At 62.6% G+C, this 23,078-nt stretch carries 25 protein-coding genes; 10 read left to right on the top strand and 15 right to left on the bottom strand.

Annotation, left to right across the window (positions count from 1 at the left end; genetic code table 11):
• Nucleotides 1-119: 119 nt before the first annotated feature.
• From metF to M2400_RS00930, 4 genes are all read left to right on the top strand, one after another.
• A complete protein-coding gene (gene metF / locus M2400_RS00915; RefSeq protein WP_177112513.1) occupies nt 120-965 on the top strand; it encodes a methylenetetrahydrofolate reductase [NAD(P)H] in 846 nt (281 codons plus the stop codon).
• 75 nt (nt 966-1,040) lie between these two features.
• Nucleotides 1,041-2,123 carry a hypothetical protein gene (locus tag M2400_RS00920; RefSeq protein ID WP_177112512.1) on the top strand — a complete coding sequence of 361 codons (1,083 nt, stop codon included), beginning with the start codon at nt 1,041-1,043 and terminating at the stop codon, nt 2,121-2,123.
• Between the two features lie 69 nt (nt 2,124-2,192).
• Nucleotides 2,193-2,996, top strand: a complete 804-nt coding sequence (locus M2400_RS00925) for an ABC transporter substrate-binding protein (protein ID WP_177043136.1) — start codon at nt 2,193-2,195, stop codon at nt 2,994-2,996.
• Between the two features lie 222 nt (nt 2,997-3,218).
• Nucleotides 3,219-5,105: a DEAD/DEAH box helicase gene (locus tag M2400_RS00930; RefSeq protein ID WP_017476487.1), complete on the top strand. Its 1,887-nt coding sequence runs from the start codon at nt 3,219-3,221 to the stop codon at nt 5,103-5,105.
• A gap of 161 nt (nt 5,106-5,266) precedes the next feature.
• Here M2400_RS00930 and M2400_RS00935 read toward each other — a convergent pair whose 3' ends face one another.
• Together M2400_RS00935 and M2400_RS00940 are read right to left on the bottom strand one after the other, a co-directional pair.
• Nucleotides 5,267-5,863, bottom strand: coding sequence for a YceI family protein (locus M2400_RS00935; protein ID WP_010167625.1), 597 nt, complete (start codon nt 5,861-5,863; stop codon nt 5,267-5,269).
• 32 nt (nt 5,864-5,895) lie between these two features.
• Nucleotides 5,896-6,447 carry a cytochrome b gene (locus M2400_RS00940; RefSeq protein WP_063026565.1) on the bottom strand — a complete coding sequence of 184 codons (552 nt, stop codon included), beginning with the start codon at nt 6,445-6,447 and terminating at the stop codon, nt 5,896-5,898.
• 281 nt (nt 6,448-6,728) lie between these two features.
• On the opposite strand from M2400_RS00940, the gene M2400_RS00945 reads away from it, so the two are divergent.
• Nucleotides 6,729-8,135 (top strand): adenosylmethionine--8-amino-7-oxononanoate transaminase, encoded by a 1,407-nt coding sequence (locus tag M2400_RS00945; RefSeq protein ID WP_259195591.1) that lies wholly within the window; start codon nt 6,729-6,731, stop codon nt 8,133-8,135.
• 91 nt (nt 8,136-8,226) lie between these two features.
• Nucleotides 8,227-8,946 carry a 16S rRNA (uracil(1498)-N(3))-methyltransferase gene (locus M2400_RS00950; RefSeq protein WP_259195589.1) on the top strand — a complete coding sequence of 240 codons (720 nt, stop codon included), beginning with the start codon at nt 8,227-8,229 and terminating at the stop codon, nt 8,944-8,946.
• A gap of 134 nt (nt 8,947-9,080) precedes the next feature.
• Here M2400_RS00950 and M2400_RS00955 read toward each other — a convergent pair whose 3' ends face one another.
• The 3 genes from M2400_RS00955 to M2400_RS00965 are packed head-to-tail and all read right to left on the bottom strand — an operon-like array spanning nt 9,081 to nt 11,612.
• Nucleotides 9,081-9,959: a transporter substrate-binding domain-containing protein gene (locus M2400_RS00955; RefSeq protein WP_371321477.1), complete on the bottom strand. Its 879-nt coding sequence runs from the start codon at nt 9,957-9,959 to the stop codon at nt 9,081-9,083.
• Between the two features lie 47 nt (nt 9,960-10,006).
• Nucleotides 10,007-10,360: a RidA family protein gene (locus tag M2400_RS00960; protein WP_177043132.1), complete on the bottom strand. Its 354-nt coding sequence runs from the start codon at nt 10,358-10,360 to the stop codon at nt 10,007-10,009.
• Between the two features lie 10 nt (nt 10,361-10,370).
• Nucleotides 10,371-11,612, bottom strand: coding sequence for a D-amino acid dehydrogenase (locus tag M2400_RS00965; protein WP_259195588.1), 1,242 nt, complete (start codon nt 11,610-11,612; stop codon nt 10,371-10,373).
• Nucleotides 11,613-11,720: 108 nt separating this feature from the next.
• Here M2400_RS00965 and M2400_RS00970 point away from each other — a divergent pair, with 108 nt between their 5' ends.
• Nucleotides 11,721-12,623 carry a LysR family transcriptional regulator gene (locus M2400_RS00970; protein WP_259195587.1) on the top strand — a complete coding sequence of 301 codons (903 nt, stop codon included), beginning with the start codon at nt 11,721-11,723 and terminating at the stop codon, nt 12,621-12,623.
• Here M2400_RS00970 and M2400_RS00975 read toward each other — a convergent pair.
• Complete coding sequence (locus M2400_RS00975) at nt 12,618-13,235, bottom strand: hemolysin III family protein (protein ID WP_177043129.1); 618 nt, start codon at nt 13,233-13,235, stop codon at nt 12,618-12,620. The genes M2400_RS00970 and M2400_RS00975 overlap by 6 nt on opposite strands.
• A gap of 235 nt (nt 13,236-13,470) precedes the next feature.
• On the opposite strand from M2400_RS00975, the gene M2400_RS00980 reads away from it, so the two are divergent.
• From M2400_RS00980 to M2400_RS00990, 3 genes are read left to right on the top strand one after another with little or no spacing between them, the layout of a single operon-like run.
• Entirely contained in the window at nt 13,471-14,037 is a 567-nt protein-coding gene (locus tag M2400_RS00980) for a chromate transporter (RefSeq protein ID WP_259195586.1), read from the top strand.
• Nucleotides 14,037-14,579: a chromate transporter gene (locus M2400_RS00985; RefSeq protein ID WP_177079257.1), complete on the top strand. Its 543-nt coding sequence runs from the start codon at nt 14,037-14,039 to the stop codon at nt 14,577-14,579. The genes M2400_RS00980 and M2400_RS00985 overlap by 1 nt, the downstream gene beginning before the upstream one ends.
• Before the next feature lie 37 nt (nt 14,580-14,616).
• Nucleotides 14,617-15,531: a LysR substrate-binding domain-containing protein gene (locus M2400_RS00990; protein WP_010167642.1), complete on the top strand. Its 915-nt coding sequence runs from the start codon at nt 14,617-14,619 to the stop codon at nt 15,529-15,531.
• Nucleotides 15,532-15,633: 102 nt separating this feature from the next.
• Here M2400_RS00990 and madM read toward each other — a convergent pair whose 3' ends face one another.
• The 9 genes from madM to mdcA all read right to left on the bottom strand — a co-directional run bounded on the left by madM (nt 15,634) and on the right by mdcA (nt 22,978).
• Nucleotides 15,634-16,398, bottom strand: coding sequence for a malonate transporter subunit MadM (madM, locus tag M2400_RS00995; protein ID WP_003216820.1), 765 nt, complete (start codon nt 16,396-16,398; stop codon nt 15,634-15,636).
• 1 nt (nt 16,399) lies between these two features.
• Nucleotides 16,400-16,813 carry a malonate transporter subunit MadL gene (gene madL / locus M2400_RS01000; protein ID WP_010167643.1) on the bottom strand — a complete coding sequence of 138 codons (414 nt, stop codon included), beginning with the start codon at nt 16,811-16,813 and terminating at the stop codon, nt 16,400-16,402.
• A gap of 246 nt (nt 16,814-17,059) precedes the next feature.
• Nucleotides 17,060-17,965, bottom strand: coding sequence for a malonate decarboxylase subunit epsilon (gene mdcH, locus M2400_RS01005; RefSeq protein WP_259195581.1), 906 nt, complete (start codon nt 17,963-17,965; stop codon nt 17,060-17,062).
• Entirely contained in the window at nt 17,962-18,558 is a 597-nt protein-coding gene (locus M2400_RS01010; RefSeq protein ID WP_259195580.1) for a malonate decarboxylase holo-ACP synthase, read from the bottom strand. Before M2400_RS01010 ends, mdcH begins: the two co-directional genes overlap by 4 nt.
• Nucleotides 18,552-19,328: a biotin-independent malonate decarboxylase subunit gamma gene (gene mdcE / locus M2400_RS01015; protein ID WP_177043124.1), complete on the bottom strand. Its 777-nt coding sequence runs from the start codon at nt 19,326-19,328 to the stop codon at nt 18,552-18,554. The genes M2400_RS01010 and mdcE overlap by 7 nt, the downstream gene beginning before the upstream one ends.
• The gene (locus tag M2400_RS01020) at nt 19,325-20,167 is read right to left on the bottom strand and encodes a biotin-independent malonate decarboxylase subunit beta (protein WP_259195579.1); all 843 of its coding nucleotides are present in this window, start codon (nt 20,165-20,167) and stop codon (nt 19,325-19,327) included. Before M2400_RS01020 ends, mdcE begins: the two co-directional genes overlap by 4 nt.
• Nucleotides 20,160-20,459 carry a malonate decarboxylase subunit delta gene (locus M2400_RS01025; protein ID WP_003216806.1) on the bottom strand — a complete coding sequence of 100 codons (300 nt, stop codon included), beginning with the start codon at nt 20,457-20,459 and terminating at the stop codon, nt 20,160-20,162. Before M2400_RS01025 ends, M2400_RS01020 begins: the two co-directional genes overlap by 8 nt.
• Nucleotides 20,459-21,307: a triphosphoribosyl-dephospho-CoA synthase gene (locus tag M2400_RS01030; protein WP_259195578.1), complete on the bottom strand. Its 849-nt coding sequence runs from the start codon at nt 21,305-21,307 to the stop codon at nt 20,459-20,461. The genes M2400_RS01025 and M2400_RS01030 overlap by 1 nt, the downstream gene beginning before the upstream one ends.
• Entirely contained in the window at nt 21,308-22,978 is a 1,671-nt protein-coding gene (mdcA, locus tag M2400_RS01035; RefSeq protein ID WP_177079252.1) for a malonate decarboxylase subunit alpha, read from the bottom strand. It lies immediately after the preceding gene.
• Between the last annotated feature and the right edge of the window lie 100 nt (nt 22,979-23,078).

Below are 23,078 nucleotides of genomic sequence, written 5' to 3' on the forward strand. Positions count from 1 at the left end.
CTCGGTGTGACTGACGCACCGAGGTGCCTGCATCGCGGGCAAGCCCGGCTCCCACACAAGCCCGCTCCCACATTGACGGTGTGCACCTTCTGGCTTTATGAGTTTCCATAGGTATGACCATGTCCCAAGACCGCCGCTACAGCTTCGAGTTCTTCCCGACCAAGACCGATGCTGGGCATGAAAAACTGATGGCGACCGCCAAGCAATTGGCCAGCTACAACCCCGATTTCTTCTCCTGCACCTACGGTGCCGGCGGCTCCACCCGCGATCGCACGATCAACACCGTGCTGCAGCTGGAAAGCCAAATCAAAGTACCTGCGGCTCCGCATTTGTCCTGCGTGGGCGACAGCAAGGCCGACCTGCGCAGCCTGCTGACCCAATACAAGCAAGCCGGCATCAAGCGCATCGTCGCCCTGCGCGGTGACCTGCCGTCCGGCATGGGCATGGCCAGCGGCGAGCTGCGCTACGCCAATGACCTGGTGAGCTTCATCCGTGAAGAAACCGGTGATCACTTCCATATCGAAGTGGCCGCTTATCCGGAGATGCACCCCCAGGCACGCAATTTCGAAGACGATCTGCAGAACTTCGTGCGCAAAGCCAACGCCGGCGCCAACAGTGCGATCACCCAGTACTTCTTCAACGCCGAGAGCTACTTCTACTTCGTTGAGCGTGTACAGGCGATGGGTGTGAACATCCCGGTCGTGCCGGGCATCATGCCGATCACCAACTACAGCAAACTGGCGCGTTTCTCTGACGCCTGCGGCGCGGAAATCCCACGCTGGATTCGTAAACAACTGGAAGCCTACGGCGACGACGTCAAGAGCATCCAGGCGTTCGGCGAACAGGTCATCAGCGAAATGTGTGAACAATTGTTGCAAGGTGGCGCACCAGGGCTGCACTTCTATACCCTGAACCAGGCTGAGCCAAGCCTCGCTGTCTGGAACAACCTGAAGCTGCCACGCTAAGGTCTGTCCCGAAATGCCAAGGCCCTCATAATGAGGGCCTTTGCCGTTCTAAACGTACACGGAATTCTGCAGTTCATGAATACAGCCACCCCGATGTCCCGCCCGCAACTGGTCTACCTCGTGTTCGGCGCAGAGACTTACCATCAGGAAGCCGTATTCAGCATCGCCAGCGCCCTGGCCTTTCTGCGGGATACGCCGGATGCCGGCCTCGACATCCAGGTCTTCAGCGACAACCCCGAACCCTATCGCCTGTTGCCGGTGACGGTGCGCCCGCTGGACGAAGCCACGCGCAAACGCTGGTGCGAACCTCATGGCTACCACTTTCGCACCAAGCACGTGGTGCTGCGGCAAGTACTGCAAGAATCCGAAGTGGCGCTGCTGATCGACACCGACACGTTTTTCCACCATTCGCCCCTGGCGCTGTTTGAGCGCGTGCAGCCCGGCACCCTGCTGTGCAACGCCTTCTATACCAAGTACGGCGACAACCACGAAAGCATCCTGTACAGCGCCTTGTACCAGCGCCTGCTGGACATGGGCGTGGCCGACGACGACATGATGACCCTCAATTCCGGGGTCATGGGCCTGACGCAGCAGGACGCGCACATCCTCGACCGCTCGATCGAGTTGATGGACGAACTGTTTCCCCATGCCCAGGGCGCCTACACCCTGGAAGAGTTCTGCCTGTCCATCGCGGCCTATCGCACCCTCAACGTGCGTGAATGCCCGGACCTGATCCACCACTACTGGAGCCGCAAGCAGCTGTTCCGGGCCAAGGTCAAGGCGTGGATCGCCAAACATGCGACGAACCCCACCAGCGTCACGGCTTTGGACGACACGCGCCAGGTGTCGGCCCACCTGCCCCGCCCGCCGCGCCTGCAACGCCTGATGTACAAGCTGATCACCCTGGCATTGCCCAAGCATCAGCAGCAGTTCATCCGGGAAATCCTCTACGGCTGCTACGAACATGAAAACGAGTTCGACCAGGCGTGTGGCCCGGTTTGGTGGGACAAGGCCCGACAAAATCAGGAAGAGCGCCAGGGCAAGCCCGTTGACGCCCATCTGCTGGAGCATTGGTTCGCCAATCCCGTGGTGCGCCTGATTCTCGGCGAGCGCCGCGAGGCGATCTACGAACACCTGATCAAAACTCCAGGCCGGTAATCCGCCAGCCGCCCGCAGATCACTGTGCCAGAGCTTCTCTTTAGCCCGCGACAGTCGTAATCTCAGGGCATGCCTGTCACTTTCCGGTTGTTGACCGCTGTTCTTTTCGCTTGCCTGAGCCTCGGCGCCCACGGCGAGAAATTACGCATTGTCACCGAGCCCTGGGCGCCGTACGTGTATGACGACAACGGCACCATGCGCGGGCTCGACTACGAGACCACGGTGATCGTGTTCCAGCGCCTGGGCATCGATGTGGACTGGCAATTCCTGCCCTGGAAGCGCTGCCTGGCGATGCTCGACCAAGGCCAGGCTGATGGCGCACTGGATATTTTCCACAGCCACGAACGGGACAATGTATTGCTGTACCCCAGCGAGCCGTTGTCCGATGTGGAGTTCGTGCTGTTCTACGCCAATGATCGCCCGCATCCGTTCCAGACCTTCGACGACCTGCGCGGCCTGACCATCGGCACCTCGCCCGGCTACCTCTACGGCGCCGAGTTCAGCGAATCCACCCTGTTCAAGCAGGAGCCGGCCGCCAGCCACGAGGCCAACTTCGGCAAACTGGCCCTTGGGCGGATCGACCTGGTGATCACCGACCGCCGGGTCGGCCAGCATGTGCTCAAGGCCCTCGGGCTTGAGGACCAGATCACCCAGGCGCCCCAGGTGATCAGCCACCAGCCGCAATTTCTGGCCGTGCGCCGTGGGGCCGGCATGGATTTGCTGGTGCAACGCTTTGCCGCCGAACTCAAACGCTTCAAGCAAGAGCCGGCCTACGCGGCCTTGAGCGCCAAATATGCAGGCAGCAGCCCTCAAACCAGCGCCCTGGCCCTGCCCGCGAGCACCGTTGAGCAGCAGGAAAGCAGCGCAGAGTGATTGCTCTGTTATACTCCGGCCTTTCCGCCAGGCTTACGCCCGGACGCTTCGGTCTTGCAAAAGGCACCCGACCCCGCTACAGCGCAGCTTTCAAGCCCGCGCGAGCCGTCTGAGTGCCCGCCAGCCCCAGCAGGACCGGACGGGATTGCGTTCATCTAAACGCCATTCACGCCAGGCAAGACTATCCCTCTGGGCCAAGCCCTAACTAAAACAGGATTACTCATGTCCTTTGCTTCCCTCGGTCTCTCCGAGGCTTTAGTCCGCGCCATCGAGGCAGCGGGCTATACCGAGCCTACTCCGGTGCAACAGCGGGCCATTCCCGCCGTGTTGCAAGGTCGCGACCTGATGGTTGCGGCTCAGACAGGTACTGGTAAAACCGGCGGTTTCGCCCTTCCGATCCTGGAGCGGTTGTTCCCCAACGGTCACCCGGACAAATCCCAGCGTCATGGCCCGCGCCAACCGCGCGTACTGGTCCTGACCCCTACCCGCGAACTCGCCGCCCAAGTGCATGACAGCTTCAAGCTGTATGCCCGCGACTTGAAGTTCGTCAGTGCCTGCATCTTCGGCGGCGTCGGCATGAACCCACAGGTTCAGGCCATGTCCCGTGGTGTCGACGTACTGGTTGCCTGCCCGGGTCGTTTGCTCGACCTGTGCGGCCAAGGCAGCGTCGATTTGTCCCACGTGGAAATCCTCGTGCTGGACGAAGCCGACCGCATGCTCGACATGGGCTTTGTCCATGACGTGAAAAAGGTCCTCGCCCGCCTGCCGGCCAAACGCCAGAACCTGCTGTTCTCGGCCACGTTCTCCAACGACATCACCGCTTTGGCGGGCAAGTTGTTGCATAACCCCGAGCGCATTGAAGTCACGCCGCCGAACACTACGGTGGAGCGTATCGAGCAGCGCGTGTTCCGCCTGCCCGCTGCCCACAAGCGTTCCCTGCTGGCCCACCTGATCACCGCCGGCGCGTGGGAACAGGTGCTGGTGTTCACCCGTACCAAGCACGGCGCCAACCGCCTGGCCGAGTACCTGGACAAGCACGGCCTCACCGCCGTCGCGATCCACGGCAACAAGAGCCAGAACGCCCGCACCAAAGCCCTGGCCGACTTCAAGGCCGGTGAAGTGCGCATCCTGGTGGCCACCGACATCGCCGCTCGCGGCCTGGACATCGACCAGTTGCCACACGTGGTCAACTTCGAGCTGCCAAACGTCGACGAAGACTACGTGCACCGTATCGGCCGTACTGGCCGTGCCGGTCGTTCGGGCGAGGCCATTTCCCTGGTCGCACCGGACGAAGAAAAACTGCTGAAAAGCATCGAGCGCATGACCAAGCAGAAAATCGCCGACGGCGACCTGATGGGCTTCGACTCCAGCGCCGTTGAGGCCGAGAAGCCTGAAGTGCGCGAGCGTCCGGACGTGCGTAACCCGCGCAACAACCCACGCGGTCCTAAGGGCGATGGCCCGAACGGCGGCGGTGGTGGTGGCGGTCGTAAAGACAAGGGCAAGGACAAGGGCGGCAAGGACAAGGCTGCGACCAATGGCCGTGGCGAACGCCCGGCCCGTGAGCAAAAGCCCCGTGAAGGCACCCCGGCCCGCGAACAGCGCCAGCCGAGCCAGCCGCCACGTGCTGCCGCCGACCGTGCCCCGGACGAGTTTCTGGACGACGACGTGGACAACTTCGGTAACCGCGTTGACTACGTGCCCCAGGCCAAGCCGGCCCAGGGTCGTGGTCGTCGTCCAGGCGCTCCAGCCCAGGGCGCAGGCGCAGGTTCCGCACCACGCACCGGTGGCCAGCCACAAGGTCGCCAGAACGGTCCGCGCAGCAGCAACGGCGCTACCACCGGCACCCCGCCGGCCAAGCGCAGCGGCCCGCGCAACGGTGCACCCCGTGACGGCCAGGCCCGTCGCGAAGAGTCGCGCAACCGTCGCCCGGCCCGTGATGATCAACCTCGTTTGTCGGAGCCAGCGGTGCAAAACCCGCGCGGCGGCCCGGCACCGAAGATCATCCACAAAGAGTCGAAAAGTGATCGCACGCTGACACCTGAGCAGTTGGATCAACTGCCGGGCCGTCCACGTGGGGAGAAACCGGCGTTGCTGACCCGCAACCGCTGATTTTCAGCGCTGCATAAAAAATGCCCCGGATCGCGAGATCCGGGGCATTTTTCATTGAAGCTTGAAAACTGTAGGAGCCGGCTTGCCGGCGATGACGATCTTGAGAACGTCACATACGGTGCGGCCCCATCGCCGGCAAGCCGGCTCCTACATACGAAGCATTACTTCGCTTTCACACCTTCAAACGTCACGTACAGCTCAACCGTGTTGGACGCTGGGCCCAGGTCCATCTGCTTGCCGAAGTCCTGGCGATTGAAGGAGGTAGTGCCTTCAAAGCCGGCACGGTAGCCGCCCCATGGATCCTTGCCTTCACCCAGGAAGGTGGCCTTGACGACGATTGGCTTGGTCACGCCGTGGAAGGTCAGGTCGCCGGTCACGTCAGCAGTGACTTGGCCAGCGGCATTCTTGCCGGTGGTCTTGACGCTGGTGGAGACGAACTTGGCATCGGCAAACTTGCCAACGTCCAGGAAGTCTTTGCTGGCGATGTGCTTGTCACGTTCGGCGTGGTTGGTGAACACGCTGGCGGTGCGGACGTTGAACTCAATCTTGCTGTCTTCAGGCTTGGCGGCATCGAAGCTGAACTTGCCGTCCAGGTCCTTGAAGGTACCGGTGATGAAGCTGTAGCCCAAGTGGCTGATCTTGAAGTCAACGAAGGCGTGCTGGCCTTCCTTGTCGACAACGTAGTCAGCTGCCATCGCCTGACCGGCAGTCAGCAGAGCAGAACCAATGGCCAGAGCGGCGAGAGTCTTTTTCAACATGCTTTCTATTCCTTGTGAGTCGAGGTTGAACATCAGGCTTTGCGCCCCAGCATACGAACCAGGGTCACATCACGATCAATGAAATGGTGTTTCAACGCTGCCACACCATGGAGGCCGGCGAACACCACCAATACCCAGGCCAGGTACAAATGCACCACGCCTGCAGTGTCTGCCTGGTCCGGTAGCCCGGAAACCAGTGCAGGAATCTCAAACAGGCCAAACACCGGGATCCCGACACCGTCTGCGGTGGAAATCAGGTAACCGGCGATCATCACGGCAAACAGCCCCAGATACAGGAATGCGTGGCCAAACGCAGCCCCCAGGCGTGTCATACGGCTATAGCTGGCAAGCGGTGGCGGCGGCGGGCTGACCAGACGCCAGACGATGCGCACGAGCATGATGGCGAACAGCGTGATGCCGATGCTCTTGTGCAGGTCCGGGGCGTCTTTGCGCCAGGTGCTGTAGTAGTCGAGACCGACCATCCACAGGCCCAACGCGAACAGACCGAACACCACCAGGGCCACACCCCAGTGCAAAACAATACTGACCCAGCCGTAGCGGGCCGGTGAATTACGTAGTTGCATGTCCCAAATCCCGTAAGAGCTATGGCCAAGACTATCGATTTACCTATCGAATTAAAGCGGAAATTTTCGCTTTGAAATATCGAGAAATACGATCAAGAGCCTATGCACAGTAAGTTAACAAGAGATTAAGGACTATTCCCAAGAAACGTGACAGACCGTCCTGTGTTTACTGCGATTTGCCCTACAAGCATGCAATTGGGTTGTGACACAGCCCTGCATTGCATAGGCTTGCGCGATTGTTTCGCCCGCGCCTGCCGCGAGCCGCTTCGAGGAGAATGAACATGGGTTTGAATAATCAGTGGATGCAACGCGATCTCGCCGTGCTGTGGCATCCCTGCACCCAGATGAAAGACCACCAGCAACTGCCGCTGATCCCGATCAAGCGCGGTGAAGGCGTCTGGCTGGAAGACTTCGAAGGCAAACGCTACCTCGATGCCGTCAGTTCCTGGTGGGTCAACGTGTTTGGCCACGCCAACCCGCGCATCAACCAGCGCATCAAGGACCAGGTGGACCAGCTGGAGCACGTGATCCTCGCCGGCTTCAGCCACCAGCCGGTGATCGAGCTGTCCGAGCGCCTGGTGAAGATGACGCCCGAAGGCCTGACCCGCTGCTTCTACGCCGACAATGGTTCGTCGTGCATCGAAGTCGCGCTGAAGATGAGCTTTCACTATTGGCTCAACCGCGGCCTGCCGAACAAAAAGCGCTTTGTCACCCTGACCAACAGCTACCACGGCGAAACCATCGCCGCGATGTCGGTGGGCGATGTGCCGCTGTTCACCGAAACCTACAAGGCCTTGCTGCTGGACACCATCAAGGTGCCGAGCCCGGACTGCTACCTGCGCCCCGACGGCATGAGCTGGGAAGAACACTCCCGGACCATGTTCCTGGCCATGGAGCAGACCCTCGCCGAAAACCACGACACCGTGGCGGCCGTGATCGTCGAACCGCTGATCCAGGGCGCCGGCGGCATGCGCATGTACCACCCGGTGTACCTCAAGCTGCTGCGCGAGGCCTGCGACCGCTACGGCGTGCACCTGATCCACGACGAAATCGCCGTGGGCTTCGGCCGCACCGGCACGATGTTCGCCTGTGAACAGGCCGGCATCCGCCCGGACTTCCTGTGCCTGTCCAAGGCGCTGACGGGTGGCTACCTGCCGCTCGCCGCCGTGGTCACCACCGACGATGTGTACGACGCCTTCTACGACGACTACCCGACCCTGCGCGCCTTCCTGCATTCCCACAGCTACACCGGCAACCCGCTGGCGTGTGCGGCGGCCCTGGCGACCCTGGATATCTTCGAAGAAGACAACGTCATCGAGAACAACAAGGCCCTGGCCCGGCGCATGGCGACCGCCACCGCGCACCTGGTGGACCATCCTCACGTGTCTGAGGTACGCCAGACCGGCATGGTACTGGCCATCGAGATGGTGCAGGACAAGGCCACCAAGACCGCCTACCCGTGGCAGGAACGCCGTGGCCTGAAGGTGTTTGAACATGCCCTGGAGCGCGGCGCGTTGCTGCGGCCGTTGGGCAGCGTGGTGTACTTCCTGCCGCCGTACGTGATCACCCCGGAGCAGATCGACTTCCTGGCTGAAGTGGCCAGCGAAGGGATCGATATCGCCACCAACAGCAAGGTCAGCGTGGCGGTGCCCAAGGATTTCCACCCGGGGTTTCGTGATCCGGGTTGATTGAGTTCACTTGATTAATCGGGTGCCAAGGCTTGCGTCATCGCGAGCAAGCTCGGCTCCCACAGGTTTTGTATTTCTTCCGAGAACAGAAATGAGACTGTCCCGCTTTTTTGTCGACGCCCCCCTGAGCCTTGGCGACCATGAGTTGCCGGAGGCCCAGGCGCATTACATCAGCCGCGTATTGCGCATGAGCGAAGGCGACGCCGTGCAACTGTTCGACGGCTCCGGCCAGGAGTTTCGCGCCAGCTTGCTGGAAGTCGGTAAAAAACGCGTGGTGGTGCAAGTCATCGAAGCTTTCGCCGGGCAGGTCGAATCGCCGTTGCAGATTCACCTTGGCCAGGGCCTGTCCCGTGGCGAGCGGATGGACTGGGCGATCCAGAAAGCCACCGAGCTGGGAGTGAATGAAATCACCCCGATCTTCAGCGACCGCTGCGAAGTGCGCCTCAAGGACGAACGCGCCGACAAGCGCTTGCAGCACTGGCGCCAGGTGGCGATCAGCGCGTGCGAGCAATGCGGTCGTTCGCGGGTGCCGGTGATTCATCCACCGCTGTTGCTGGCGGATTGGCTGAAACAGGCCGAGGCGGATTTGAAGCTGGTGCTGCACCCGGTGGCCGAGCCGCTGGTGAGCCATGCCAAGCCTGGGAGCCTGGCCTTCCTGATCGGGCCGGAAGGTGGCTTGACCGACGCAGAGGTCGAGACGGCACAAGGGGCGGGTTTCCATTCGGCACGCCTGGGCCCACGTGTGCTGCGTACCGAAACAGCGCCAGTCGTGGCACTGTCGGTAGCCCAGCAATTGTGGGGCGACTTCTAACTAGGCTTTGCAAACCCAATCAAATGTGGGAGCTGGCTTGCCTGCGATAGCGGTGGGTCAGCCATACATTTGTTGCTGATGCACCGCTATCGCCGGCAAGCCAGCTCCCACATTTTGATCGGGTTTCCACTCCACTATTCCACCGGGTCACTCACCGGCTTGGCAATAATCGCCTTCAACTCGCTGGTCATCGGGAACTCCAGGTTCAAGCCCTTGGGCGGAATCGGCTGTTCAAACCAGCGCTGGTAAATCCCGTTGATCTCCCCCGAGCTGTAAAGCCCGGCCAGGGTTTCGTTGACCACCGCGAGAAACTGCGGGTCGTCCTTGCGGACCATGCAGCTGTAGATTTCCCGCGACTGTTCTTCCCCGACCACCACCCACTTATGCGGGTCCCTGGCCTTGGCGCGCTCGCCGTAGAGCAACGCGTCGTCCATGTAGAACGCCGCCGCCCGGCCCGATTGCAGCATCTGGAAGGCTTCACCATGGTCCTTGGCGCTGATCACTGACATGTTCAGTTTGTGATCAACGTTGTAGCTCTTGAGGAAACGCTCGTTGGTGGTGCCGGCGGTGGTCACCACGTTCTTGCCCCGCAGGTCGGCGAAGCTTTTGATGCCGCTGTCGTTGGCGGTCAGCAACTGGCCCTTCACATAGATAAACCCGTAGGAAAACGCCACCTGCTTCTGCCGCTCGGCGGTCACGCCGGTGGAGCCGCACTCGAGGTCCACCGTTCCGTTTTGCACCAGGGCGATGCGGGTCTGGGAGGTCACCAGGTTGTATTTCACGTTGAGCTTCGGCACCCCGGTTTTCTGCTGGATGCGTTCGACGATCTTGTTCGCCAGTTCCACCGAGTAGCCCATGGGCTTGCCGCTGTGGTCACCGACGTAGGAGAAAGGCACGGAGGCATCGCGGTAGCCGAGGGTGATGCTCTTGGCGTTGGCGATCTTGCTTAGCGTGCCTTCCAGTGGGGCTTCAGAAGCATGGGCCTGAATGCACATCAACAAGGTGAAGCTCATCAACAGGATTTTTTGCATTGTTATTCTCCGTTGGTTTTTCCAGTTGTTTATGGACGGCGGGCAGCAATGACGCTGATCTCAACCAGCACATCGGGCCGGGCCAGTTGTGCCTGCAACGTGGTCCGCGTCGGCGCCTGCCCCGGCGACAGCCAGGCGGACCAGACTTCATTCATCGGCGCAAACCCGTCCTCGATATTGTTCAGGTAGATGGTCGCGTTCAGCAGATGATCCTTGTCACTGCCCGCCTCTGCCAGCAGCGCATCAATCTTGGCCAGCACCTCCTCGGTCTGGGTCTTCACGTCCCGCCCTTCGCCCGGCACCTGGCCGGAAAGGAACACCAGTTCCTGGAAAACCACGGCGCCAGACAGGCGGCTATTACTGTTGATTCGGGTGATGGTCATCGAGGCATCCTCAAGCGGCGCGGGGCGCGAAGCCCTGCATGTCAATGGAAGGGGTGTGCCGGCCGATCAGCTCGGCCAGCACCTGCCCGCTGCCGCAGGCCAGGGTAAATCCGAGTGCACCGTGGCCAAGGTTAAGCCACAGGTTGCTGCAGGCGCTGGCGCCAATCAGCGGCACGCCGGTGGGTGTGGCCGGGCGCATGCCGGCCCATTCGACCGCATGCTGGTAATCACCAGCCAGCGGGAAAGTCTCAAGGGCCTGGCGTTTAATCAGCGCCAGGCGCTTGGGCTCCAGGCGGGTGTCGAAGCCGACGATGTCCACCATCGCCGCCACTCGCAACTGCTCGCCGATGCGCGCGTAGACGATCTTGCGGTCGTAGTCGGTGATGCTGATGTTCGGTGCCCGATGCTGCGCGCCGATCGGCACACTCAGGCTGTAGCCCTTGAGGGGATACAACGGCAACGACATGCCAGGCAAGGCCAGCTCGGGGCTGCGGTGCCCGGCGGCCAGCACCAGGTGTTCGACAGACATCGCCTCATCGCCCATTTCAATCGAGTGCACACGGCCTGCGTGATGATGGATGCGCGTCACCTTGCGCCCCAGCAGGAACGTACAGCGCCCCGACGCTTCAAGCCGCGCCGCCAACTGCTGGCAGAAGGCATGACAGTCGCCCACCTCTTCGTTGGGCGTGTAGATGCCGCCAAAAAAGCTGCCGCCGTCCAGGGTCGGCTCCAGCCGTTCACAGTCCGCCGCCGAGAGCACTTGCTGTTGCAACGGGTCGGTCACTTTATTCAGTGCGCGCTCATAGCTGTCGAGTGTGCGAAAGGTCACCAACTTGCCATTGCGCCGCCAGTGGAAGTCACCCAGTTGGTCTTCTTCACGCCAGCGTTGCAGGGTGTTCTGGCTCAGGGACGCCAGGCGCAGCAGATGGGCCGCATTGCGCTGGTTCACCGAGCCACGGCAGGCCCCCAGGAATGACGCCATCCAGCGCCACTGGGCCGGGTCCATGCGTGGGCGCAGCTTCAGCGGCGAGTCACCGCGCATCATCCAGCCGATGGCTTGCAGCGGCACGCCCTTGTCGGCCAGGGGCGCGACATAGCGATAGGACAACTGCCCGCCGTTGGCGAAACTGGTCTCGCTGCCCAGGGTTTCCCGGGCCTCGACCACCGTCACTTGCATACCGGCACGCACCAGGGCGTAGGCACTCGCCAGGCCGATAACCCCACCACCGATGATGCAAACCTGCTGAGCCATGTCCGTTCCTTAACCCTGTGTTGTCTGGGTTGAAGGTTAGGGGCAGGTGACAGCGGCGGGACAATGAATAAAGATGGGTCACCCATAAACAAAGGTTATGGACTGCCCATGCGCTTGCGTCATATCGAAATCTTCCAGGCCATCCGCCAGACCGGCTCCATCAGCGCCGCTGCCCAGCTGCTACATGTCTCGCAACCGGCGGTGAGCAAGGTGCTGCAACACGCCGAGTTGCAGTTGGGGTTCCCGCTGTTCCTGCGCATCCGCGGCAAGCTGCAACCGACGCCGGAAGCGTTGGCGCTGGAGCGGGAAGTCGACAAGGTGACCGAGAGCCTGCAAGGCGTGCGGCGCCTGGCGCAAAACCTGCGCCGCGAGCCGGGCCAGAGCTTGCGTATCGGCGCAACACCGGCGCTGGCCTTATCGTTGCTGCCGCCGGCCATTCGCGAATGGACCCAACGCTACCCGGACATCGCCTGCGAGCTGTCCAGCGCCCACAGCCGCGAGCTGGTGCAAAACCTGTTGATGCGTGAAGTGGATGTGGCGTTGACCCTGCAGCCGCCCGATCACCCGGGGCTGAGCGCCCAGGCGTTGGCCCACGGCGTATTGGTGGCGCTGGCGCCGCTGGGTTACTGGAGGGAAAACGAATTGGGCAAGCCGCTGCCGCTGATGGCTTTGGCGGGCGCGCCGTTGATTGGCCTGTCCAGCGCCGACCCGTTGTCGGCGAAGCTGGACAGCTACCTGGAGGCAGTGGATCCGCCGCCCCGGGTCAGCATCGCGGTGCAGACCTATTCACTTGCCAGGGCCATGGTCGAGTCGGGCGCCGGGCTGGCAGTGATCGACCCGTTCACCGCCCTCGGCGCGTCCCCGGCCACCACCTGCATTCGCCCGCTGGCGCCGCCGCTGCCCATCACCTTGTATGCGCTGACCCGCGCCGACGAACCGCCGCCACACATGCTGGCGAGCCTGCTGGAGATTTTCGGCAGCCGCGCCCAGGAGCAACTGGACCGGCTATAAAACGTACCCCATGATCGCCACAAAATGCAGCAGGCTGCCGCCGATCACGAACAAATGCCAGATCCCGTGGGAGTGCCGCAGGCGGTCCTCCAGGGCAAAGAAAATAATGCCCACGGTGTACAGCACCCCGCCCGACGCCAGCCAGGCAAACCCGGTAGGCCCCAGCGCAGCAATCAGCGGCTTGACCGCCACCAGCACGATCCAGCCCATCACGGCATAGATCACAATCGACAGGATCCGCGCCTCGGAGCGGGGCTTGATCTCTTGCAGGATGCCGATCACCGCCAGCCCCCACACAATCCCGAACAGCGTCCAGCCCCACGGCCCGCGCAGCGTCACCAGGCAAAACGGGGTGTAGCTGCCGGCGATCAGCAGGTAGATCGAAAAGTGATCAACCTTCTGCATGATCGCTTTTTTGCGCCCGCGCACGCTGTGGTACACGGTGGACGCGCTGTACAGCACCAATAACGTGAAACCGTAAATGGCCACGCTGACAATCTTCCAGGGACTGCCGTCCATACCGGCCACCACCAACATCCACACTGCGCCAATAAAAGCCGCAACCGCCCCGAGCAAATGGCTCCAGGCGTTGAATCGTTCCCCGTGATACATGTGTCACTCACCTCGAATAACCGTTATCACCCAGACCATTCTGACGTCACCCGGTCAATATCAGGTAACAACCTTTCTTCATTTGCCCAAATGCACACGCCGATGGATGATTCGCTTCATCCTGTAGGAGCTGGCTTGCCGGCGATAGCGGTGGGTCAGCCCTACATCTGCTGCTGATATACCGCTATCGCCGGCAAGCCAGCTCCTACATAAAAGCACCTCATCGGTAATCCCCATGCCTGACCTCGAACCTGCCCAGCCTCATCCCAATCTGTGGCAGTTGTTTTACAACTTCGCCATGGTCGGCCTGTTCGGCTTCGGCGGCGTGATGCCCTGGGCGCGGCAGATGATGGTCGACCGCCGGCAGTGGGTCAGCGAGCAAGGCTTCAACGAGCTGCTGACCACCGGCCAGTTCTTCCCAGGCCCGAACATCGCCAACGTCGGCATCATCTACGGCCGGCGCCTGCACGGCTTGCCGGGTGCGGTTGTGACCGTAGTCGGCCTGTATCTGTTCCCCTCGCTGATCACCGTGCTGGCCGGCTTCGCCTATGCCAAATGGTGGAGCCATGACGTGGTGCAACAGATCTTCGGTGCGGTCATGCCGATCGCCACCGGGCTGATGCTCGGCACCACCTTGCGCCTGCTCAAGGCCATGCCGCGCACCCTGGCAAATTACAGCGCGTTCGTCCTGACCTTCGTGTTGATGGCGGTGCTGGTGCTGCCGTTGTGGATGGTCTTGCTGATTTGCATCCCAAGCTCCCTGGCCTTGAGTTTCATGGGCAAGCAGAAGGTGGCCGGCTGATGCAGAGCGTACTGTTCCACCTGATGATCCAATGCGCGCTGTGGTCGCTGATGGCGATTGGCGGCAACACCGTGGCCCTGAGCGATATCCACCGCTACACCGTCACCGACATGAACTGGATCACCGACGCCCAGTTCGTCGCCTTCTTCGCCTTGTCCCAGGCTTTGCCCGGGCCCAACGGCATGTTCCTGGTATTTATCGGCCAGCAAGCCGCCGGGTTGCCGGGGGCGCTGGTGGCGCTGACCGCCAAGCTGGTGCCCTGCTCGGTGCTGACCTACGTCGGCGCCGGCTGGCTGGAGAAACACACCAACACGCCGTGGGTGCAGCGGGTCAAAGGCAGCCTGTTGCCGATCTCCATCGGGCTGATCCTGGCCGCCAGCTACATCCTGATGAACAGCCTGGAAAACAACGCCACCAGCCTGGTACTGACCCTCGCCAGCGCCGCCGTGGTGTATTACACGCGGCTCAATGCGATCTGGCTGATCATCCTCGGCGTGGTGTTGGGCCTGTGCAGTGCATGGCTGGGAGTGAACTGGTTTTAGGGGCACAATCGACGGCATTCGAACAAGAGTCACGGCCATGCTGATCGACGAAGAATTCACCCTCAAGAAACTGGAGATCTTCCTGGCGTTCATGCGCACCGGTAACCTGGCGCGGGCGGCGGCTGAATTGCAGACCAGCAACGTCAGCGTGCACCGGGCGATCCACTCCCTGGAAAACGCCCTGCGCTGCCCGCTGTTCAAGCACGAAGGGCGCAACCTCACGCCACTGGAAAGCGCCTATGTGCTGGAAGAGCGCGCGCAGAAGCTGGTGCAGGATGTGGTGGACAGCGTGCGGGTGACCCGCGAGGCCGCCGGTTTCTCCGCCGAGCGCTTCAAGCTGGGTTCGCTGTACTCGTTGACGGTGAAGACCGTGCCGCAGCTGATCATGGGCCTGAAGATCCGCCGCAGCGAACTCAATATCGACCTGATCCTCGGCTCCAATTTCGACTTGCTGTACAAGCTGAAGAACATGGAAGTCGACGCGATCCTGATCTCCCTCGACGAGCACGCCAACGACCCGGACTGCGAGCAGATCGCCCTGTTCTCCGACGATATCTTCCTCGCCACGCCGGCAGATTCGCCTTTCGACCGCGAACAGGAAATCGACCTGGCGGACGTGCGCGACGCCACCTTCATCACCCTCACCCAAGGATTCGCCACCCACCAGGATGGCAACCGCGTGTTCAAGCAGGCAGGGTTCGAGCCGAAAGTGGCGATGCAGGTCAACGACATCTTCACCCTGCTGAGCATGGTCAGCTCGGGCGTGGGGTATGCGCTGCTGCCGGGACGGATTGCGGCGGTGTACGAGAACCGGGTAAAGCTGATTCCCCTGCAACCGCGCTACCGCTTGCAGCAGCACATTGGCGTGGTGTTTCTGAAAGCCAAGGAGCGCGACCCGAACTTGCTCGCGCTGTTGGCAGAGTGCCGGATGTACGCGAACCGCCAGGCTTGAGACCGCTATCGCGGGCAAGCCCGGCTCCCACAGTTGACCGAGTTGCCTGGGAGTACTCGGTCAACTGTAGGAGCTGGCTTGCCTGCGATGAGGCCATTGGATCTAGCCGACAATTCCGCGCACGATGAAGTAGAGCACCGACGGCCCCAACAGGCACCCAAGCCCGGTGTGGAAGGTGGCCGTCAACGCGCCATACGGCACCAACCGCCGGTCCGTCGCCGCCAGGCCCGCCGTCACGCCGCTCACCGTGCCGGCCAGACCACCAAACACCATGGCCGAGCGCGGGTTATCCAGGCCCATCCAGCGTGCCGCCATGGGCGTGCCGACCATCACCAGGATCGCCTTGATCAACCCGGTGGCAATGGACAACGCCACCACATCCGAGCTTGCACCCAACGCCGCCCCGGTCACCGGCCCGACGATGTAAGTCACCGCGCCCGCACCGATGGTGGTCATGCTGATCGCATCGCGATAACCAAATGCCCAGGCGATACTCGCGCCCACAATGAACGGCAACACCGTGCCCAACAGCAGCGCAATCGCCCCGATCAGGCCGGCCTTGCGCGCCTCGGTGGCCTGCACTTCAAACGCCGTGGCCACAATGGCAAAGTCCCGCAGCATGGCACCGCCCATCAACCCGATCCCGGAAAACAGCGCCACGTCCGCCAGGCCTTTCTGCCCACCGGTGAGCGTACCGCCGACCCACGCCAGCACCAGCCCGATCACAATCGCGATGGCCGACCCATGGATGCGTCCGAACGTCAGGCGCTTGGACAACACCACCGAAATCCACATCACCACGCCAACAAATGCAAACGCCGTCACCAGCCCGTTATTGGCCAGGCCTTTCTCAATGAGTTCCCACATATCAGCGACCTCCCGCGACAGGTGCAGCCGCAATCAGCGGCTCTTCATCGGGCAACGGTTCGCCCTTGTGCGTACGGCTGATCAAGGCAATCGTGCAACCGCACACCACCACCGAACCAATCGCCGCCAGCACCGCCACCGGGCCGCCGTGCAGTGCGGTCACCACGTTTTGCTGGGCCGCCATCGCCACCACCACCGGGATGTACATGGCACCCCAGAAGCCCACGCCCATCTCGCATTCCTTGGTCATGCCGCCGTGCCTGTGCATCCACAGCCGGGCGCAGATCAGCAGGATCATCGCGATCCCCACCCCGCCCACGTTGGATTTGACGCCTAGCAGAACGCCGAGCATGTCTCCCAGAATCACGCCTGCCAACATGCAGATCGCCAGCAACGCCACACCGTAAATAATCATGATGGTTGTCCTCAAAGTGCTTCATCGAAATTGTTGTTTTTGTGCTTCGAAAGCCTTGGGCGGCAATGCCGATCCGATAAAGATGAATACCGTACCTGTGGCGAGGGAGCTTGCTCCCGTCGGGCTGCGTAGCGGCCCTGAAATCCTGGGAGCGCTGCGCACTCCAACGGGAGCAAGCTCCCTCGCCACAGGTCATTGGTGACCCGCTCTATCTCTTGACCGACCAGCATCAGCCTTGGTGGAGCTCTATCGGTGATGGTTTCCCTCCTCTCGCAGCAAGGCCTGCAAGGTGTCCAGGCGGGCGCCTTCGAAGGCGATGACGGTGCCTTGCTCGAACACCCGGCGCGCCAGGCCCGTGAGCACGGCGCCGGGAGGCAGTTCGATGTGCAGGCGCACCCCACGCTCGTAGGCGCTTTGCACGGTGCCGCGCCAGTCGACGACGCGGCACATGTTGAAAGCCAGGTCGTCCCTCAGGTGTTCGGTGTTATGGATCGGCCGGGCGCGGGTGCTGCTCAGGTAGGTAATGGCCGGCGTTTTCAGCGTCACTTGGGCGAATGCTTCGGCCAGGGCCTCGGCGGGTTTTTCCAGCAGCGCGCAATGGGACGGCACGCTGACGGCCAAGCGTTTGGCGACGCCGTTGCCGCGCACCAGAATGGCAACTGCTTTCATCGCTTCGTCGCTGCCGGCAATGACCGTCTGGTTGTCGGCATTGATATTGGCCAGGTACACCGGGGTTTGCGGGCTGTGGACCTGGGCGAGCAAGGCTTCGACGGTGGACAGGTCCGGGCCGATAAGGGCGGTCATGCCATAGCCGTGGGGATACGCCTGTTGCATCAATTCGCCGCGCAGGCCGACGAGTTTCAGCGCGTCGGCAAAGTCCAGTGAGCCGGCAATCACGGCAGCCGGATAGGCGCCGATGGACAGGCCAGCTACGTAATCGGGTGTGTGTTCCAGCAAGCGCGCACTGGCGACGCCGGCAATCAACAGGCAGAGTTGCACAGCGCGGGTCGAGGCCAGCGCTTCGGCGGAATCAAGCTTCAACACGTCCTCGTTCAAGGCTGCACTGGCTTCGTCCAGCACCGCGCGCGACAGCTGCTGGAGCATGCCCACACGCTGGGCGCCCTGCCCCGGGAACGCCAGCAGGCTGCTCATGCCACGGCCTGCCATGGGTCGATCACCAACTGCGCGCCGCTGGCATTTTTCAGCAGTACGCGACGTGAACCACCGGCCCACTCACGCAAGGCGACCGCGCCAAAAGGCGTTTGCAGTTGCAGGTCCACGGCGCACACCGCGGTGTCCAGTATCGCCAGCAGGTCCTCTGCATCACCGCGATCAAGCGGCTCGGGTGTGCGCAAAATCAAATCCAGATCACTCTTGGCGTGCAGCGCTTCAATACCGCTGGCCAGCTCGAAACCCGCGCTGCCGGTGACGCCCCAGCTCTCCTTCGCCAACACCGGGCGCAGTTGAGCGAGGGCCTGCAACGCCGGCAAATCCCGTGGCGAAATCACGTCACGCAGGTCTTCCGGCACCACGCATCGTTGCACGGCAGTCATCGGCATCACGCCGGCGAAGCGCTGCTCGCGCAAGCGCCCGCGTACACCCACCGCCACCTGGCCCGGCGGCGCAATGGCACGCCGCACCACCACCGGATGCCCGGCGGCCAACGCTTCCAGCACCCAGGCCGGCGCATCGGCGGGCGCATGCGCCGGGGTCATGCCCCAGAGCAAGTCGTGAGCGTTCACCATTGCTCCCGCAGCAGTTGGCGCACGTGGCTGGAGGCGGCGCGATTGGTGGCGCCCAGGCGACCACTCAAGTCACGGCCGCCCGCCTCTACGTCCTTGATCGCGTGCACCAGGCAATCGCTGACCCGCGCTACGTCTTCGGCGGTTGGCTGCTCGATCTGGCTGACCGACAAGGTCTCCCAGAGCAAACCGAGGCTGGCATAGCTGTCGATGTCGTAAGCCATCGGCGGCACGCTGGCGGCCAGGGCTTCCAGCTCTTCGACACTGCGCAGGGTCACCCGCGCCGCCGAGGCCTTGCCCATGGCATGCACCATTACGCCGGGGTCGCGCAGGGCAATCAGGCGGTTGGCCTGGTAACCATGGGCGAGGAATGCACCGGACATCGCCTTGCCTACCAACAGCGCGATCACCGGGTGACCGGCCAAACGGGCACGGGCATAGCTGTCGGCGGCGGCGGCCAGGGCTTGATGGATGCCCAGGGCTTCTTCGCGACGCCCATAGGCCTGGCTCGGCACATCGACGATGGCAATCAGCGGGCGCTTGTCGCCCGTATTGATCGCTTCATCAACCGCCTTGGCCAAGCCCCAGCCTTCGAGCAAACCAACTTCACCATTGCGCGCGCGGGGGAAGCGGTTTTCCGGGTCAGTGACCACCGCGATAAACCGCACGGGTTGATCACCGAGTACACCGTCAGCGACTTTCAGCGAGTTCGGCAAACCGCTCACCGGCGTAGCATCGCCGCTCAATGCGTTGAACCACTGCAAACCTCTCATGAGCGTTCTCCCTGATACAGATCGCGAACCGTCGCCGGGTCGATTTGCGGTTCGGCGTTCAGTGCAGCCAGGCGTTCCAGATAATGTTCGACCTGACGGCTGCGTTGTTTTTCCGGCAAGCCTTGATGCAGCAGTTCAGTGACTTGCTGCTGAATCTGCGCCACATCGTCGGCCACATAACGGTCGGCCAAGTCGCTGTTAAAGCGCTGTTCACCGCCGGTCAGGCTCCAGATGAAAGGCCGATCGCGGGAGTCGTATTCTTCAAGGCCGGCTTCCTGTTCGATCACCTGCGGGCCGTTCAAACCCAGGCGTGCCTCGCGGGTCACCAGCAGATAACTGCACAAGCCCGCCGCGATGGACATGCCACCAAAACAACCGACGCTGCCCGCCACCACGCCGATCACCGGCTGGTACTGGCGCAGGTCGACAATCGCGGCGTGGATATCGGCAATCGCGGCCAGGCCGAGGTTGGCTTCCTGCAAACGCACGCCGCCGGTTTCCAGCAGCAGGATGGCGCGGGTCGGGATGCCGTTGCGGTTGTCTTCAGCGGCCAGTTCCAGTGCGCCGGCCATCTTTGCGCCGCCGACTTCACCGAGGCTGCCGCCCTGGAAATTGCCTTCGATAGCCGCGATCACCACCGGCAAACCGGCGATGCTGCCCTTGGCGATCACCACGCCGTCGTCGGCCTGAGGCACCACGCCCTGGCGGCTCAGCCAGGGCGACATGACACGCTGAAACGGATCGATCAATTCGCGATAGCTGCCCGCGTCGAGCAAGGCCTTGGCCCGCTGCCGGGCGCCGAGTTCGACGAAGCTGTGGGTGTTGAGCAAGTCAGTCATGACCGATCTCCTCGAAGCCTTGTTCCAGGCGCAGGCGCACCACGCCGGGGGTGGCGCCGAAGTCGTGGATATCGATGTTCAGTGCGGGCGGCGTCTGTTCCTGGAAGATCCGTTCAAACAGGTGCTGCCAACGCAGCTGCGCACCATTGACCGAGGTCTGCACCTGGATCGTCAGGGTGCCGGCAGTGCCCGGTTCCAGCAGCACTTCCAGGTCGCCGGAGCCGACGCAACCCACCAGCGCACGGCCCTTGGCGGGCTGCCCGGCGGGGAATTCAAAGGATAAGGTTTCCATCACAGCGCTCCGTCGAGGCGGTCGATAAACAGGCAGGCGGCCAACAGGTCGGCGGCGCCACCGGGGGAGGCATTCAGCGCCAGCAGTTGCTGGTCCAGCTCGTGCAGTTGGCGGCGCCCGGCGAGGCTTGCGCTGCCACCGGCGTCCAGCACCGCTTGGGCGCCTTGTTGCATGGCCTGCAAGCCTTCGGGGCCGGCGCGGTAGAGCACGCAGGTATCGGCCAGGTCGGTCATGATCGCCAGCAAGGCATCAAGGCGAGCGTTCTGTTCGCCGTGTTGCTGCAGGCGGCTTTTTTTCAGTTGCGGCAGGCCGCGTTGCAGCACCGATGGGAAGCCCAATTGCGCTTCTTCGCGGGCACCGCGAGCGCCGTAGCGTTGTGCGACCTGGGCGCCGTGGCTCAGTGGTTGTGGTGCGTAACGGTCGTTGAGCAAGGCCAGGCGGGCAGCGCGTAACGTCACGGCGTTGGCACTGCTGGACTCGGGTTGCAGGGCGACGGCGGCGACCAACAAGCCGAGCGCCCAGATCGCACCGCGGTGGGTATTCACGCCGTTGGTGGTGACGAGCATCGCCTGTTCGCCTTCGCGACCGATGCGCCCGAGGGCTTCGCGCAAGGGCAAACCAACTTCGCCAAATTCGATAGCGGCCTCGGCCATTTCCTTGAACGCCGGCCACAGCGACAGGGCCGATGCGTGCATCAGGCCGAGGTGCAAATCGGTATGGGCGCCGTTGCCGCGACGGTCGACCAGTGCAGGTTTGGGTGACAGGTCGGCTTCATCGATCAGCGCATCGACGGCCATGTCGGCCAGGCGTTCCGCCAGGGTCAGGTCGTGCAATTTGAGTGCGTGCATTTACCAACTCCTGAACTTGGCGGGCGGGTTGTACAAACCACCGGACCACTCCACCAGATCGGCCACGCTCTTGGCGGCCAGCAGCTCACGGGTGGCGTCGGTGCGGCGGATGCCGAGGTCTTCGGGCAGCGCGATCAGGCCTTCGCGGCGCATGCGCGCGGTGTCCTTGGGGTTGTGGCGCATGCCGATGGCAGTCACCCCGGCCACGGCGGCGATCATCGCCTGGCGCTCTTCCAGGGAACGCGCCTTGTACAGGTAGGCGATGCCTTCTTCGGTGAGCAGGTGGGTGACGTCGTCGCCGTAGATCATGATCGGTGCCAGGGGCATGCCGCTTTTGCGTGCGACTTCCACCGCGTCGAGGGTTTCGACGAAGGTCGGTTTGCCGCCTTCCTGGAAGGTCTCGACCATTTGCACCACGAGCTTTTTGCCGCGTTCGAGCAAGGCTTCCGGGGCGTCGTCGTGGCGCATGTCGAGCCAGGCGGGTGTGCCATGGCGGCGACCGCGCGGGTCGTGGCCCATGTTCGGCGCACCACCAAAACCGGCGAGGCGGCCACGGGTGACGGTGGAGGAATGGCCGTCGCCGTCGACCTGCAAGGTAGCACCGATAAACAGGTCCACCGCGTATTGGCCGGCCAGCTGGCAGAACATTCGGTTGGAACGCAGCGAGCCGTCGCGGCCGGTGAAGAACACATCCGGCCGGGCGGCGATGTAGTTTTCCATGCCCAGTTCGGTGCCGAAGCAATGCACGCTTTCCACCCAGCCGCTTTCAATCGCCGGGATCAGAGTTGGGTGCGGGTTGAGGGTCCAGTTGCGGCAGATCTTGCCCTTCAAACCCAGGGATTCACCGTAGGTCGGCAAGATCAATTCGATGGCGGCGGTGTTGAAACCGATGCCGTGGTTCAGGGACTGGACGTTGTGTTTTTCGTAGATGCCACGAATCGCCATCATCGCCATCAACACATGCACCGGCTTGATGTGCCGTGGGTCGCGGGTAAACAGCGGTTCGATGTAGAAGGGCTTGTCGGCGACCACCACGAAGTCGACCCAGCTCGCGGGGATGTCGACGCGTGGCAGGTCGGTGACGTCATCCACCAACTGGTTGACCTGGACGATGACGATGCCATCGCTGAAGGCCGCCGGCTCAATCAGCGCGGGCGTGTCTTCGGTGCTCGGGCCGGTGTAGATATTGCCGGCGCGGTCGGCCATGAAACCGGCGGACAGGACCACGTTGGGAATCAGGTCCACCACCAGCCGCGCATAGAGTTCGATGTAGGTGTGGATCGCGCCGATTTCCAGCAGGCCGTCTTCCAGTAACTGGCTGATGCGCAGGGATTGGGTGCCGGCGAAGGAGAAATCCAGCTTGCGGGCGATGCCCTTTTCAAACAGGTCCAGGTGCTCGGAACGGCCGACGCTGGGCATGATCATGTGCAGGTCGTGGAGCTTGGCGGGGTCGGTCTTCGCCAGGGAGCGGGAGAGAAAATCGGCCTGCTTCTGGTTGTTGCCTTCCAGCACCACACGGTCGCCGGGGAGGATCAGGGCTTCCAGGGCTTCGACGATGCGGTCGCTGGGGAGCACGGCGCCATCGGCGAAGGATCGCACCAATGCGAGGCGGCGCTGCTTCTCGTCGCGCCGCCGCGTCCAGCGCGAGTCGGGGGAAGTTGTTGTTGTCATGGTCGCTCCACGGGATGTGCTGTCGTGGGCTGTACCTTAGGAGGGTATTGGGGGGGCATCAATCAAGCTGGGCGGTGGATCGTTACGATTGGAGTAATGG

The organism is Pseudomonas sp. BIGb0558 (genome assembly GCF_024807515.1).
Classification (GTDB): Bacteria; Pseudomonadota; Gammaproteobacteria; order Pseudomonadales; family Pseudomonadaceae; genus Aquipseudomonas; species Aquipseudomonas yamanorum_A.

Bases quoted from the DNA above. Each gene is read 5' to 3' on its own strand.
- metF (WP_177112513.1), top strand. From the start codon at position 120: ATGTCCCAAGACCGCCGCTACAGCTTCGAGTTCTTCCCGACCAAGACC.
- M2400_RS00920 (WP_177112512.1), top strand. From the start codon at position 1,041: ATGAATACAGCCACCCCGATGTCCCGCCCGCAACTGGTCTACCTCGTG.
- M2400_RS00925 (WP_177043136.1), top strand. From the start codon at position 2,193: ATGCCTGTCACTTTCCGGTTGTTGACCGCTGTTCTTTTCGCTTGCCTG.
- M2400_RS00930 (WP_017476487.1), top strand. From the start codon at position 3,219: ATGTCCTTTGCTTCCCTCGGTCTCTCCGAGGCTTTAGTCCGCGCCATC.
- M2400_RS00935 (WP_010167625.1), bottom strand. From the start codon at position 5,863: ATGTTGAAAAAGACTCTCGCCGCTCTGGCCATTGGTTCTGCTCTGCTG.
- M2400_RS00940 (WP_063026565.1), bottom strand. From the start codon at position 6,447: ATGCAACTACGTAATTCACCGGCCCGCTACGGCTGGGTCAGTATTGTT.
- M2400_RS00945 (WP_259195591.1), top strand. From the start codon at position 6,729: ATGGGTTTGAATAATCAGTGGATGCAACGCGATCTCGCCGTGCTGTGG.
- M2400_RS00950 (WP_259195589.1), top strand. From the start codon at position 8,227: ATGAGACTGTCCCGCTTTTTTGTCGACGCCCCCCTGAGCCTTGGCGAC.
- M2400_RS00955 (WP_371321477.1), bottom strand. From the start codon at position 9,959: ATGAGCTTCACCTTGTTGATGTGCATTCAGGCCCATGCTTCTGAAGCC.
- M2400_RS00960 (WP_177043132.1), bottom strand. From the start codon at position 10,360: ATGACCATCACCCGAATCAACAGTAATAGCCGCCTGTCTGGCGCCGTG.
- M2400_RS00965 (WP_259195588.1), bottom strand. From the start codon at position 11,612: ATGGCTCAGCAGGTTTGCATCATCGGTGGTGGGGTTATCGGCCTGGCG.
- M2400_RS00970 (WP_259195587.1), top strand. From the start codon at position 11,721: ATGCGCTTGCGTCATATCGAAATCTTCCAGGCCATCCGCCAGACCGGC.
- M2400_RS00975 (WP_177043129.1), bottom strand. From the start codon at position 13,235: ATGTATCACGGGGAACGATTCAACGCCTGGAGCCATTTGCTCGGGGCG.
- M2400_RS00980 (WP_259195586.1), top strand. From the start codon at position 13,471: ATGCCTGACCTCGAACCTGCCCAGCCTCATCCCAATCTGTGGCAGTTG.
- M2400_RS00985 (WP_177079257.1), top strand. From the start codon at position 14,037: ATGCAGAGCGTACTGTTCCACCTGATGATCCAATGCGCGCTGTGGTCG.
- M2400_RS00990 (WP_010167642.1), top strand. From the start codon at position 14,617: ATGCTGATCGACGAAGAATTCACCCTCAAGAAACTGGAGATCTTCCTG.
- madM (WP_003216820.1), bottom strand. From the start codon at position 16,398: ATGTGGGAACTCATTGAGAAAGGCCTGGCCAATAACGGGCTGGTGACG.
- madL (WP_010167643.1), bottom strand. From the start codon at position 16,813: ATGATTATTTACGGTGTGGCGTTGCTGGCGATCTGCATGTTGGCAGGC.
- mdcH (WP_259195581.1), bottom strand. From the start codon at position 17,965: ATGAGCAGCCTGCTGGCGTTCCCGGGGCAGGGCGCCCAGCGTGTGGGC.
- M2400_RS01010 (WP_259195580.1), bottom strand. From the start codon at position 18,558: ATGGTGAACGCTCACGACTTGCTCTGGGGCATGACCCCGGCGCATGCG.
- mdcE (WP_177043124.1), bottom strand. From the start codon at position 19,328: ATGAGAGGTTTGCAGTGGTTCAACGCATTGAGCGGCGATGCTACGCCG.
- M2400_RS01020 (WP_259195579.1), bottom strand. From the start codon at position 20,167: ATGACTGACTTGCTCAACACCCACAGCTTCGTCGAACTCGGCGCCCGG.
- M2400_RS01025 (WP_003216806.1), bottom strand. From the start codon at position 20,459: ATGGAAACCTTATCCTTTGAATTCCCCGCCGGGCAGCCCGCCAAGGGC.
- M2400_RS01030 (WP_259195578.1), bottom strand. From the start codon at position 21,307: ATGCACGCACTCAAATTGCACGACCTGACCCTGGCGGAACGCCTGGCC.
- mdcA (WP_177079252.1), bottom strand. From the start codon at position 22,978: ATGACAACAACAACTTCCCCCGACTCGCGCTGGACGCGGCGGCGCGAC.